This window comes from Pontibacter brevis (assembly GCF_054779655.1).
The window spans coordinates 1-11,876 of sequence record NZ_BAAGXV010000020.1 but is presented as its reverse complement, the minus strand read 5'-3'; the positions used below and the strand labels follow the sequence as shown (position 1 = coordinate 11,876).

The window sequence follows — 11,876 nt, the reverse complement described above, 5'->3', positions numbered from 1 at the left end:
AGTTGCTACAAGATATGAGAAATTAGCCGTCAGTTTCTTAGCGATGCTGAAGCTGGCTTTTATTAGGTTTTACCTGAAAAAGTATTCATCAGACACACCCTAGTTAAGGCATGGCTTTAGGTGTGGTGGGCAGAGAGTTGACAGTGCGTTTTATCAAAATCCAACCGATTGGATTTTAAGTCCCGTAAAGAAGGTAGATTTGTACGGTAGTTTTCCGTGCTGCCAGGTTAAGCAATTGAAATCATGAGTGAGCGAAATTCTTTATTTTATACTATATTAACTGCAAAGTGCCCGAGATGCCGGGAAGGGAGAATGTTTCCGGAAGGTACTTTGTATAGTACTAAGTTTGCGGATATGCACGATCACTGCGGGTGTTGCGGACAATCCTTTGAGCCGGAGCCCGGCTATTACTACGGCGCGATGTACGTTAGCTTTGGCTTTAACGTAGCTGTTTTCCTGGTTTGTTTAGCCCTGCTTTATCAGATTGTGGAGGAAGTAACAATGGGCATGATGATAGGCGTTGTCACTATTGTAGTCGTCGGTCTCTTACCTGTTATCTTCAGGTTGTCCAGGGCACTCTGGATTAACATATTTATTCGGTATGAAGGGCCTTGCAATGAAATTCCAAAGAAAAAGCCAGGTTATCAGGATATAGAGGAACCGTTGTAAGGGCTGGCGTTAAACCGGCACCACCAAACACAAAAGAAGTTGGCTTTTGCCAATCATTTTATGCAGAAAAAAGGGGCTGCTCCGAATCCGGAACAGCCCCTTACATATATATAGAAAGGAATGATACAGTTAGGCTTGCTTTACCAACTGTACTTCTCCCTGGATTTTCAGTTCTTCACCCAGCATCACGCCGCCTGTTTCAAGTGCTGCATTATAGCTGATGCCCCAGTCCTTGCGGTTGATCTTTCCGCTGATAGAAAAACCTGCTTTCACGTTTCCCCAAGGGTCAGTGGCTATACCATTGTCTTCCACGGTCAGTTTTACTGGTTTGGTGGTATCTTTAATGGTTAAATCTCCAAACAGATGGAAAGTGTCTTCGTCAATTCTTTCTACCTTGGTAGATACAAACTTCAGGTTCGGGTGCGTATCAGTGCCAAAGAAATCAGCATTACGTAGGTGGGCATCACGCTGCTCGTTGCTGGTGTCAATAGAAGCAGCCTCAATGTTGGCCACCACGCTTGCGTTGGTAAAATCATCACCCTCTGCTACAGCCTCTGCATCAAACTTCGTGAACTTGCCTGTCACGTTAGAAATCATCATGTGCTTTATTTTAAAACCAAGCTCGCTGTGCGTTGGGTCTAAAGTCCATTTTGTTGTTGCCATACTATTTTTGTTCTCTTTATTTCGTACTAAGTATTGTTCGTTTATCGCTTGCACCTTATTGGTAGAAGCGAGTGCAAATTTCGGGATAATAACCTGCGGCCTCAATACCAATAATCCCTGAAAAAGAACCAATTTTACGGTTCCTGTATTTGCCCTTGCCCTAAAGCGTAAAGTGTAATGTGGTTTGGTGCAATAAAATAACCAAAAAGAAATATTGTTGTTTTGATATAAGCTTTATAAGAGAAGAAGAAAGATGCCTGTTACTCCTCCCTTCGATGCTGCTACTGCCCCTATGATGGACATCGGGTCCACTATCCGGTACTATTTGTCGCAGAAGAAAAAAGAGCAGCAGACCTTCGGGATGAACAAGTACGAAACCTTGGATTATAGTGGCGACTTTGCGGTACTGAGCAATGAGGGAGGCACAGCCAGCGGTCCACCTATTAAAACCGACCATTATGCGCTGATTCTGTGCCTGAGGGGTAGCAGCACCAAAACAGTCGGGCAGTTTACTTTTGAAGTAAAGCCTAATACGATTCATTTAGTGTCTCCCGGTATTATCAACTCTTATGAAGGCTCTTCACCTGACCTGCTCCTCTACATGCTGCTGTTCCGGCGTGAGTTCCTGGATGAGAGCTTCATCAATGCCTCTGTAGTGGATAACCTGCTCCAGATGAATCCTGATTACCCGCCGGTGTATGACCTGGACACGTACAGCTTTAGCGCTATGAAAGCAGGCATGCAGAAAATAAATGATGAGTTTGACAGGGGAAGTGCTTTTCACCTGAACATCATCCGGCTGCAGACGCTTCAGTTACTTTACGAGATGAACAGGGCCTGTGAAGCTTGTCTGTTAAGCTTCACCAAGCACATGAACAGGCAGTACCAGCTTACGCACGCTTTTAAAATGCTTGTAGAAGAGAACTTTCTTATAAAGCGGACAGTGAACGAATATGCTGATTTATTGAATATCTCCGCCAAGCATCTGAGCGAGTCTGTTAAAAAGGAGTCGGGGGAGAGTGCACTGGAGATCATCCACAGGAGGTTACTCCGGGAGGCACAGTACCTGCTTAGGTATTCCTCTATGAGCATCAAAGAAGTTGCTGTTCATCTTAAATTTGATACCGCTTCGCACTTCAGCCGCTTTTTCAAACAGAAAACAGGATTGAATCCGAGCCAGTACAATTCGGTTGCCGTGGTTTAGGTAGCGCACAATATTGCATGTCAGGGATTCGGTACGACAGCAGCTTCGCTAAAGCCTGTAGCTAACAGTGCAAGTGTTAGCCCGAGTTTTCAAACCGTAGCCTGTATCTGTACAGCTGGCTTTTTTGCCATACTTCTCAAAACACGCCACAGCATAGGAGGCCTGAGTAAGGACGTGGGCGGCTCTATCATGTTCAGAACCTGAAGGAAAGCGGCTCCTACTACCGGGTCGTGGTGCGTGGCGCGGTGTACCTTATCAATATAGGCATTTATCCAGTCTGTTCCGGGTGCTTTCTTCCCTTTTGTTTCCGGGAAGCGGAAGTCTTCGCCCACAGCGGTCTGCCATGGGATAGAAACAATCTTCGCCACTTTTTTGAAATAAGGCTTGTAAATATTGCGGAGGCTGGCTTGTTCCTTCAGCAGTTGATCTAATGCGGCGGCTTGCAAGGCAGCGGAGGTCATGCGCTGCCCGTAAAGTGGGTTAAAGCTACAAACGGCGTCGCCCAGCACCAGGTACCTATCCGGAAAGTTTTCCAGCTTTTCATAGTGACGCCGTAAGCTGGCTGGAAACTTATAGGTAATGATGTCAGAAAGCGGCGTAGAGGTTGTGATGATGTTGTAGACGTCAGGGGCAGGTAAGCTTTTGGCAAACGCTTTAAATCCTTCCTCGTCTGCTGGTGCGTGGTGGCCGTGCCATCCTCCCTGTCGTAGCCGCCGCCGTCGTAGTGTGCTGCCCAGTCCTGCGCGCCTGTGGTGGCGTTGTAGCGAACGGTGATATAGTCACCGTTGGCGGCGCCTGTGACGTACACCCCGCCGGTATTGTCGGTTGCGATGGCGACAACTGTCGAATGGTCTTCGAACTGCACCGCCCAGAGTTGCTGCCCGGAGGGAGCATATTTAACGGTGGCAATTCTTTGTATCCCGTTCTTCTCGCTTATCCCCGTCACATAGCTGTTGCCTGCTGCATCCACAGCCAAGGCTATTGCCTGGTTATCGGCGCTTGTACTTGCTGTGCCATCATAGCGCCGGGCCTACTCCACTGTTGGCAGCTGGGCGAGCGCCGGGAAACACACAAAAAGAAACAGAAGGACCTGAAGGCCTGAGTTTAGTATGCTTTTCTTCATAGCTTTTAAAGATTGGTTGAGTATGTAAGAACTGATATGTGTACTGTGTCTCCTGCCAGCGCGGCAGACCAGAGAAGAAGCAACAGGGTGGTAAGATAGGAGAGTAGGGTACTGTTGTAGGTGCTTGTATATATTACGTGATTTTAGACATAATAACTATAAATATTTTGTTAATAGTGTCTTCTTAACTTTGTCCGTGTATCTGGCCATGCTTCGCTTCTTCTGTATAGTTTCCGCTGATCTGTTAAGATGAATCACGATAGGGAGGTGTACATAATTGGCTGCGTGTGGTTTCAGGAACTTTACCCTGTTCGTTCATTACCCTGCTTTCGATAGTCTTTACTGCCACACAGGCTAACCTGCTGACGCCTTTTAGAAGTGTAATCTGCGCTGCACAGCACCAGAAATGCTCTGCTGAGCCGTTAGCTTCAGGTAACAAAAATTTCAGCGTTAGAGAGACAAAAAATATTGAATGAATAATAGGTTTATTTATATAATTATTTTAACTTTTAAGTAAATTATAAAGTATAGTTCTATCAACGCTATTTTCTGTCACAACTGTTTTGTGCTTCCCCTTACAAGCTCAATAACAGCGTATATCATGGAACCCCGGGCTTAGTCATCTAAGTAGCACGTTTTTACCCTCCAGAAATTCTTAAATAAAGTTTAGTAAAGCTTTCAGGTTGCTTCACGAGGCTGCATATAGTTTTAAATGCAGCTGTACATTGAATCCGGTTAAGACCGTTTTTTTGCTCCGGTTGTGCAGTCTCATTTCTAATCTTTCTACCAGGTTACTTTTATTTTAAATCTTGCTATATGCTGAAGGTCTTACAAAAATCAGTTCTACTGCTACTGCTGGCTCTGACCCTCCCCACAGTGGAGGCCTTTTCGCAGGCAGCCGTTACGGTATCCGGACAGGTGGTGGATGCCAGAACAAGAGAGCCCCTGGCGGGCGTGAACATTTATGTACAGGACAGGATGACGGGTACCTGCACCGACAGCAAAGGCTGGTATTCGCTGACCACCAACACGCCTACACCTTTCACCCTCGTGTATTCCATAGTCGGTTTCCAGTCGCAGGAAATAAGCATCACGGAAAGCAGGTCTGACTTGAATGTAGGCCTGGCGGAAGGAAATGTGCTGGGTTCTGAAGTGGTGGTAACAGCCTCCAGGGTGGAGGAAAACATCATGCGTTCGCCCGTGAGCGTGGAGAAAATGGATGTACGGGCGATACGTGAAACACCAGCTGCCAGCTTTTATGAAGGCCTGCAGAACCTGAAGACAGTGGACATCATCACGACCAGGCTGGGCTTTAAGATTATCAATACCCGTGGCTTTATGAGCACCTCCAACAACCGTTTTGTACAGTTTATTGACGGAATGGACAACCAGGCACCAGGCCTCAACATCCCCGTTGGGAACATGGTAGGAATTTCTGACCTGGATGCCGAAAGCGTGGAAATAATACCTGGCGCTGCTTCAGCCCTTTACGGGCCCAACGCCTTTAACGGTGTGATAAACATGACCAGCAAGAATCCTTTCGACTACCAGGGACTGAGTGCGATGGTGAAACTGGGGGTGAACCATGTGGATGGCCAGGATGCATCGCCAAGCCCGATGTACGAAGGTATGTTCCGGTACGCGAAAGCCTTCAACAACCGTTTTGCCTTTAAAGTGAATTTGTCTTACCTCCAAGCGCTTGACTGGCATGCCACCAGTACCGAGAACGTAGATCCTTTGTCTTATGCAACGGAAGGCAGCAACCGCAACAACCCGGCTTATAATGCCCTGCATGTTTATGGGGATGAGGCCGTAACCAGCTTGCCGATTGGGCCTTTGGGCTGCCGGTGCGGGTGGCCCGTACAGGTTACATGGAAGAAGACCTGGTGGATTACAATACCTATAGCCTGAAGGGTGACGCAGCGCTGCATTATCGGGTAACAGAGAAGGTAGAGCTAGTTTACCATTATAAATACGGTGCAGGTACCGCTGTATACCAGGCTGCAAACCGCTATGCCATTAAAAACTTTACACTGCAGCAGCACAAGCTGGAACTGAGGGGCAAGAACTACTTTGCCCGTACTTATTCCACCTTTGAGAACTCCGGGGACTCCTACGATTCCCGCTTTCTGGCCCTTAACCTGAACCGGTCCTGGAAAAGTGACCAGCAGTGGTTTCAGGAGTATGCGGCTGCCTACCTGGGAATGGTGCCGGACCAGGCGCCGGGCGATCATGACATAGCACGTAGTTTTGCAGACAGGGGCCGCCTGATACCCGGCACACCTGAGTTTGACCGGGAGAAAGAACGCCTGCAAAACCTGACAGACTTCAGAAGGGGGGCAAAGTTCAACGACCAGACCAGGATGTATCATTCAGAAGGCCAGTATGACTTCAGCAGCTGGACAGGAAAGGTGGTGGACCTGCAGGTGGGTGGAAACTACAGGCTGTATGACCTCAATTCAAACGGAACCATCTTCAGCGACACCACCGGCAATGACATTACCATCTACGAGTATGGAGCCTATGCACAGGCCATCAAACGGCTTCTTGACGACAGGCTGAAAATCACTACTGCGGTACGACAAAACGAGAACTTCAAGGGGCGGTTTACGCCAAGGGCCTCAGCTGTGCTTACTGTGGCCGTGAATCATAATTTCAGGGCCTCCTTCCAGACCGGCTTCCGCAATCCCACTACCCAGGATCAGTTTATATTCCTGAATGTGGGCCAGGCCATACTGGTAGGAGGGGTGCCGGCCACCAGCCGCGGTCTTAATTTATGTGGCCCAGGTTCCAACACCATCACCCTGTCATCGGTGCAGGCTTTTGGAAACCAGGTGCAAATGGACGTAATAGGAGGAACGAACAGTTCAAGGGCTGTTATCCAGAATGCAGGTATACTGCAGGCAGGAGAAGTAGATTATGTGAAGCCGGAGCAGGTGCGGTCGTATGAGGTAGGATACAAGGGACTGCTGCTCGATAAGTCCCTGATGTTTGATGTGAACTATCATTACAGCACTTACAGGGACTTCATACTGGGTACAACCGTGGTTCAGACGGAAAGTGATATCCAGACAAACCCACAGGCCGCTGCCTTCGATATTGCCCTGAGCCGTTTCCAGCCTTACCAACTTTATACCAACGCCGACCAGCGGGTGTCGGCACAGGGCGCCGCGCTGGGTGTTACCTATACCCTGGCCGGCTACACGTTTAGCGGCAAGGTTGGAAGCGGTGTCCTTGCTGGGGTTGAGCTCCTGCATCTCCTTCATGGCCTTCAGGCCCAGTGGCGTGGCGTCATTGTCCAGGCCCAGCATGTTGGCAGAGAAGTTCATCAGGATGAGCCAAACACCGGGTGGTTTTTCGGGATGTCAGGGAACAGGCGGTTGAAGAACGGACCTGCAACTCTGGCGAAAACAGCGATGATGCCGCCCCGCTCACCCACCTTCATCAGCCCCAGCCAGAGCGTCATCACCCCCGTCAGGCCCAGCGAAATTTTAAAGCCGAGCTAGGGATTGTCGAAGGTGCTGGTGACAAGCTCCTGGAAAATGCCGGTGTTCTGGAAAAAGATAAGCTGAAATAAAGCAGCAGCTGCTCTAGATTGATGAAGTAACCGGGCGGCTACAGCCACTTCTTCCGCTTGAAGTACCACAGGAAGCCAAGGGAGGAGAGCACCATCATGGCCAGTGCAAAGGGGTATCCAAGCTTCCAGTTGAGCTCAGGCATAAACTCAAAGTTCATCCCGTAGATGCTTGCAATAAGCGTGGGCGGCATGAACACTACCGTTACCACGGTGAAGATCTTGATTACCTGGTTTTGCTCAATGTTTACCAGACCCAGGAAAGTGTTCTGCAGGTATTCCAGACGCTCGAAACTAAATTGCGTGTGCTGCAGCAGGGAGTTGATGTCTTTGAGGATGATGCGCAGGCGCTCTTTCTCCGGCTCGCTTACCAGGGTGCTCTTCAGCAGGGAGGAAACCAGGCGCTGCTTGTCTACAATACTTCCACGTATTAAGATGGTGTTTTCCTGCGACTCGGTTATCTGAATCAGTACCTCTTCTTCTATGGATCTTTCTTTTACCAGTTGCCGGCTAATCTTGTTGGTGGAGCGCGTCAGGTACTCGATAAAGTCAGCATCCAGGTCGATCTGGGTTTCCAGTATCAACAACCATATCTGAAGCGCCTTGCTGTTGATAGCCGTAAAGGTTTTAAGCTTCCGCACTGTTTCGGCAAACGACTTTAGATCGCTGCGCCGCAGTGTAAAGAGTACATCCCCTTTCAGGATGAAAGAAACCTGGTTGGTGTTGTAGGTGGCTCCCCTGTTCACCACAAAAGCACTGTTGGCCTCAAACCCGGTGCTGTCTTCAAAAAAGCGGGAGCTACTTTCAATTTCCGCAGCCTCCTGGGGAGTAAAAAACTCGATGCCGTACTGGTCTTCCACCCATTTTTGTTCCTCCTCCGTGGGTTCCTGCAGATCTATCCAAACGGTTTTGCCCTTTCCACCTGCATCCAGGAAATCAGGGTTTTTCTCCCAGAATAGCTCATTGTCTTGTATATAGAAGGATCTGATCATGGCCGGTACTCTTAACGGTTTACATTGGCTTGCGGTTAAGGGGGCAAAGGTAGGCAAAGCCCTTGTTTGTTCTTGTTACTCCTCTTATAAATTTTCTTGAAGCCGGGAAGGTTTCAGGCTGGTCAGTTTGCGTATTATTGTTTCATAATAAAAAAGACGCAGCATGAGAAGCACAATTGTACCCCTGGAAACAGCAGGCTGGGAGTGGATAGATCTGGAAAGCCCTACAGAGAAGGAACTGCAGGAGGTGGCAACCCAGTATGCCCTCCATCGTGCCTCCGTCATTGATTCGCTGCAGCCGGAGCACCTGCCCAAATACGAGGCCATCGGGGAGACCGCCTTTATGATACTCCGGACTTATGACACCAATGCACATCAGGAAGCAGACACAATTCAGGAGCTTACGAATAAAATTGCCATCTTCTTCTCTGAGAAATACATCATCACCATACACCGCCACCCTGTGGAGCTGATCCGGGAGGTGAAAGAAAAGCACGTTGACACTAAACGTGTAAGAACAACGCCTGACCTGCTCATTAAGCTGGTAAAGGCTGCCTTCAAAACATTTGAGGTGCCGGCGCAGAAACTGGCTGAGGAGCTGGATTATTACGAGGAAAAAACTTTCCTGAACCAGCGTATGCCGCCCCTCACGAAAGGCCTGTACCACCTGAAACGCAAGGCTACCGTGTGCCGGCGCGTACTCCGCCTGTCGGAGGTTATTATAAGTAACATCCAGTTAGGTGAGTTTCATCCTGTCGAGGTGCAGGACCTGCGGGACCTTTATGTGCATGTGGAGACACAGTATGCGGAGGTAAACGATGGTACCAACCACCTGATTAACACCTATATCTCCCTGTCTTCCCAGAAAACCAATGAGGTAATGCGGGTGCTTACTATCTTCTCGGCCTTCTTCCTGCCGCTCACCTTTATTGTAGGTATCTACGGGATGAACTTCGAGTTTATGCCTGAGTTGGAGAAGCGGTACGGCTACCCTGCGGTAATGGCCGTGATGATACTCGTGACTCTCAGTATTTACCAGTGGTTCCGGAGGAAAGGGTGGCTGTAGTAACGCGTAACGCGATTTACCAGGTGCTGCGTTTGCTTTGCCCGTGCGGAATAAGGAAGATATTCCATAGCTGTTAATATCGTATTATAATAGAAAGAAGGCAAAACGCTGGCAGCCAATGGGAAGCCCCAGAAAAGGAGGCATCCACTTGTCGGGTTGAGCAAGTGAAAGAAATAATAGAGGCCAAACGTCTCCTTCCATTTGAGTGTTCCTCCGTGTATACTAATTTAGGCGCCGCAAAAAGAATGTAGCTTATGGTTCCTCATCTTCACCTCCAGAACGTGTACCAGGATGACTATGCTAAGGTCGAGGTGGATAAAACTGCCAGGTTCTTATATACAGAGTGGTTCCTCCACCCGGACAGCCAAGCGCTGCGGCGCAATTTTAAAAGGATGGCTGACATTGCTGTCGAAACGAAAAGCCTGTACTGGCTTAGTGATGCGCGGGCCATCCGCTATCTTGAATTTGCCGACCAAAACTGGATGCTGAGCGAAGTCGTGCCGATGCTCAACATAAGCCAGCTGCTTAAGTTTGCCTGCCTCACTACATCCAGGCTCAGGTCCGCCACCAGCTTCTTCAGTTGACGGTTCTCCTCCTCCAGCTGCCGCAGCTTGCGCAATTCACTAACCCCTAAACCACCGTATTTTTTCTTCCAGTTATAGAAGGTAGCCTCTGATATACCCATCTTGCGGCACACTTCTGCCACAGAAACGCCTGTCTCTGACTGCTTGATGGCGAAGATGATCTGCGCCTCGGTAAACTTTGATTTCTTCATGGCAATTCGCTTTTGGTTCTATACGATTATTGCCCGTTTTCTCTACTTTTAAACTGTCCGGTTTTGGGGGGGAGGTCAGGGTCTCCACCTAGGACCAGAAGCTGGAGCTGCAGCTTGACGCCCTCACCCGCCACGGCTGCGGACAGATATTCCGAGAGAAGAAATCAGGCAAGAGCAAGGAGCGCCCGGAGCTGGAGAAGATGATAAGCCAGCTTAGGAGCGGCGACACAGTGGTGGTGTGGAAGCTGGACAGGCTGGGCCGCTCACTGCGGGACCTGATAGACCTGGTGTCGGAGTTTAAGGAAAGAGGGGTGGAGTTTGTGAGCCTGCAGGACGGCATCAACACGGCCACCCCCACCGGTAGGTTCACCTTCAACATCTTCGCCTCACTGGCAGAGCTCGAGCGGGAAATCATTCGCGAAAGAACAAAGGCGGGACTTGATTCAGCGAAAACCAGGGGAAGGAAGGGCGGCAGACCCACAGGCCTGTCAAAAGCAGCCATGGAGAAGGCAAAGTCCGCCAGGATACTCTTTGATTCCGGAACAAAGACAGTGGAGGAGATAGCTAAGATTCTTGGCATCGGCAGGGCTACCTGCTACCGCTACATCCAGAGCACAAGTGAAGGAGCTTGAGGGGGGCAGCGACGCTAGGGGTGTAACCAGGGGAATGTGAATTCTTATATTCGTATATATAAATAAAAATTGTATCGCTAACCTCTGAACTATGGCACTAGCCCTTACCCTGACCGGCATCATGTTATTAGTGTGCACTCTGTGCAGCGCCCTTGTTTTTCTTCTGAGCAATGAAGAAGAGCCGGACAGAGGCTTACGGCTGGGCGCGAAAACCAGACGCTACTGTCCTGCGCATAGTGACGGGGGGCAATCAGCAGGACAGCTCCGCACCCTTGCCTCAGCATAATGCCAAGGAGATGGCACAGGAAAGCCTCAGGCATGAAATACGTGCATAGGCATAAAGCAGCGTCGCCGCATGAGCAGCTGTTGAAGTAGGAATACACCAATTCTCACAGAAAATCGGCTGTAAATTGCCGTTTGGCTGATTTTTATTTCACCTGTTGCTGAGCCGCCAAGGCTCAGGAAGACCCAGGAATGATTCAGGAAGACCCAGGAATGATTCAGGAAGACCCAGGAATGATTCAGGAAGACCCAGGAATGATTCAGGAAGACCCAGGAATGATTCAGGAAGACCCAGGAATGATTCAGGAAGACCCAGGAATGATTCAGGAAGACCCAGGAATGATTCAGGAAGACCCAGGAATGATTCAGGAAGACCCAGGAATGATTCAGGAAGACCCAGGAATGATTCAGAAGTGATGGGCAGCGTTTTGTTGCTCCCGGTTGCCGTCTGATTCTGAACGATCCTACTCCTATACCTGATAAACACTAAAACTTGTATCGGGAAAACGGGGGGCTGGGACACAAGCAACAGTGAATCGTCTGAAAAAAAGTTGACAATTGGTCTCGTTTTGAATAAAGCCGAACGAATGTTGTTAATCCTCTTCCCGTTGCCTGTGACTGCCGGTAGAGGCTCCCGCCTGTGGGTAATGTAGTGCCGTTACATGAATACTAGAGCATTGAGACCCAAAGCAGGTGGAGCAAATAGTGCTGATTTAAGGTAAAGCCCATAACTTTGGAGTTGGAATGAGAGTTGGTGCTGATTTCGTGTACCAAAGTCAGCATGAAAGCTCAGAGGCTGTTTTGATTTAGTTGAGTAAAAAAATAGGTGCCGGTTGTTGGGTAAGAAAAGTTTGCAGACTTATGGCTTACCCAAGCGACTTAACCGACACCCAATG

At 49.0% G+C, this 11,876-nt stretch carries 12 protein-coding genes and 1 pseudogene; 8 read left to right on the top strand and 5 right to left on the bottom strand.

All coding sequences use genetic code 11. From position 1 onward, the window contains the following. Positions 1-354 precede the first annotated feature (354 nt). Positions 355-669 (top strand): DUF983 domain-containing protein, encoded by a 315-nt coding sequence (locus ACYVB1_RS05370; RefSeq protein ID WP_460921381.1) that lies wholly within the window; start codon positions 355-357, stop codon positions 667-669. A gap of 129 nt (positions 670-798) precedes the next feature. Here ACYVB1_RS05370 and ACYVB1_RS05365 read toward each other — a convergent pair whose 3' ends face one another. Then, positions 799-1,332, bottom strand: coding sequence for a YceI family protein (locus tag ACYVB1_RS05365; protein ID WP_460921378.1), 534 nt, complete (start codon positions 1,330-1,332; stop codon positions 799-801). A gap of 253 nt (positions 1,333-1,585) precedes the next feature. Here ACYVB1_RS05365 and ACYVB1_RS05360 point away from each other — a divergent pair, with 253 nt between their 5' ends. Beyond that, positions 1,586-2,536: a helix-turn-helix domain-containing protein gene (locus ACYVB1_RS05360; protein ID WP_460921376.1), complete on the top strand. Its 951-nt coding sequence runs from the start codon at positions 1,586-1,588 to the stop codon at positions 2,534-2,536. 89 nt (positions 2,537-2,625) lie between these two features. On the opposite strand, the gene ACYVB1_RS05355 is transcribed toward ACYVB1_RS05360, so the two are convergent. Next, a complete protein-coding gene (locus ACYVB1_RS05355) occupies positions 2,626-2,997 on the bottom strand; it encodes a hypothetical protein (RefSeq protein WP_460921373.1) in 372 nt (123 codons plus the stop codon). Next, complete coding sequence (locus ACYVB1_RS05350; RefSeq protein ID WP_460921368.1) at positions 2,994-3,512, bottom strand: hypothetical protein; 519 nt, start codon at positions 3,510-3,512, stop codon at positions 2,994-2,996. Before ACYVB1_RS05350 ends, ACYVB1_RS05355 begins: the two co-directional genes overlap by 4 nt. Positions 3,513-4,475: 963 nt before the next feature. Between ACYVB1_RS05350 and ACYVB1_RS05345 the strand changes: the two genes are divergently transcribed. After that, the gene (locus ACYVB1_RS05345; RefSeq protein WP_460921365.1) at positions 4,476-5,570 is read left to right on the top strand and encodes a carboxypeptidase-like regulatory domain-containing protein; all 1,095 of its coding nucleotides are present in this window, start codon (positions 4,476-4,478) and stop codon (positions 5,568-5,570) included. Further along, positions 5,531-7,165: a TonB-dependent receptor domain-containing protein gene (locus ACYVB1_RS05340; RefSeq protein WP_460921362.1), complete on the top strand. Its 1,635-nt coding sequence runs from the start codon at positions 5,531-5,533 to the stop codon at positions 7,163-7,165. The genes ACYVB1_RS05345 and ACYVB1_RS05340 overlap by 40 nt, the downstream gene beginning before the upstream one ends. A 109-nt stretch (positions 7,166-7,274) precedes the next feature. On the opposite strand, the gene corA is transcribed toward ACYVB1_RS05340, so the two are convergent. Then, on the bottom strand, positions 7,275-8,225 hold the full coding sequence (gene corA, locus ACYVB1_RS05335) for a magnesium/cobalt transporter CorA (protein WP_460921360.1): 951 nt from the start codon (positions 8,223-8,225) through the stop codon (positions 7,275-7,277). 163 nt (positions 8,226-8,388) lie between these two features. On the opposite strand from corA, the gene ACYVB1_RS05330 reads away from it, so the two are divergent. Continuing rightward, positions 8,389-9,291 (top strand): magnesium transporter CorA family protein, encoded by a 903-nt coding sequence (locus tag ACYVB1_RS05330; protein ID WP_460921357.1) that lies wholly within the window; start codon positions 8,389-8,391, stop codon positions 9,289-9,291. A gap of 547 nt (positions 9,292-9,838) precedes the next feature. Here ACYVB1_RS05330 and ACYVB1_RS05325 read toward each other — a convergent pair. Beyond that, positions 9,839-10,066: pseudogene (locus ACYVB1_RS05325) on the bottom strand (transposase); the annotation flags it as partial. A gap of 101 nt (positions 10,067-10,167) precedes the next feature. Between ACYVB1_RS05325 and ACYVB1_RS05320 the strand changes: the two are divergent. From ACYVB1_RS05320 to ACYVB1_RS05310, 3 genes are all read left to right on the top strand, one after another. Next, the gene (locus ACYVB1_RS05320) at positions 10,168-10,698 is read left to right on the top strand and encodes a recombinase family protein (RefSeq protein WP_460921383.1); all 531 of its coding nucleotides are present in this window, start codon (positions 10,168-10,170) and stop codon (positions 10,696-10,698) included. 170 nt (positions 10,699-10,868) lie between these two features. After that, positions 10,869-11,033, top strand: a complete 165-nt coding sequence (locus ACYVB1_RS05315; RefSeq protein WP_460921354.1) for a hypothetical protein — start codon at positions 10,869-10,871, stop codon at positions 11,031-11,033. A 139-nt stretch (positions 11,034-11,172) separates the two neighbouring features. After that, positions 11,173-11,397: a hypothetical protein gene (locus ACYVB1_RS05310; protein ID WP_460921352.1), complete on the top strand. Its 225-nt coding sequence runs from the start codon at positions 11,173-11,175 to the stop codon at positions 11,395-11,397. Positions 11,398-11,876 lie beyond the last annotated feature (479 nt).

Bases quoted from the DNA above. Each gene is read 5' to 3' on its own strand.
- ACYVB1_RS05370 (WP_460921381.1), top strand. From the start codon at position 355: ATGCACGATCACTGCGGGTGTTGCGGACAATCCTTTGAGCCGGAGCCC.
- ACYVB1_RS05365 (WP_460921378.1), bottom strand. From the start codon at position 1,332: ATGGCAACAACAAAATGGACTTTAGACCCAACGCACAGCGAGCTTGGT.
- ACYVB1_RS05360 (WP_460921376.1), top strand. From the start codon at position 1,586: ATGCCTGTTACTCCTCCCTTCGATGCTGCTACTGCCCCTATGATGGAC.
- ACYVB1_RS05355 (WP_460921373.1), bottom strand. From the start codon at position 2,997: ATGACCTCCGCTGCCTTGCAAGCCGCCGCATTAGATCAACTGCTGAAG.
- ACYVB1_RS05345 (WP_460921365.1), top strand. From the start codon at position 4,476: ATGCTGAAGGTCTTACAAAAATCAGTTCTACTGCTACTGCTGGCTCTG.
- ACYVB1_RS05340 (WP_460921362.1), top strand. From the start codon at position 5,531: ATGGAAGAAGACCTGGTGGATTACAATACCTATAGCCTGAAGGGTGAC.
- corA (WP_460921360.1), bottom strand. From the start codon at position 8,225: ATGATCAGATCCTTCTATATACAAGACAATGAGCTATTCTGGGAGAAA.
- ACYVB1_RS05330 (WP_460921357.1), top strand. From the start codon at position 8,389: ATGAGAAGCACAATTGTACCCCTGGAAACAGCAGGCTGGGAGTGGATA.
- ACYVB1_RS05315 (WP_460921354.1), top strand. From the start codon at position 10,869: ATGAAGAAGAGCCGGACAGAGGCTTACGGCTGGGCGCGAAAACCAGAC.
- ACYVB1_RS05310 (WP_460921352.1), top strand. From the start codon at position 11,173: ATGATTCAGGAAGACCCAGGAATGATTCAGGAAGACCCAGGAATGATT.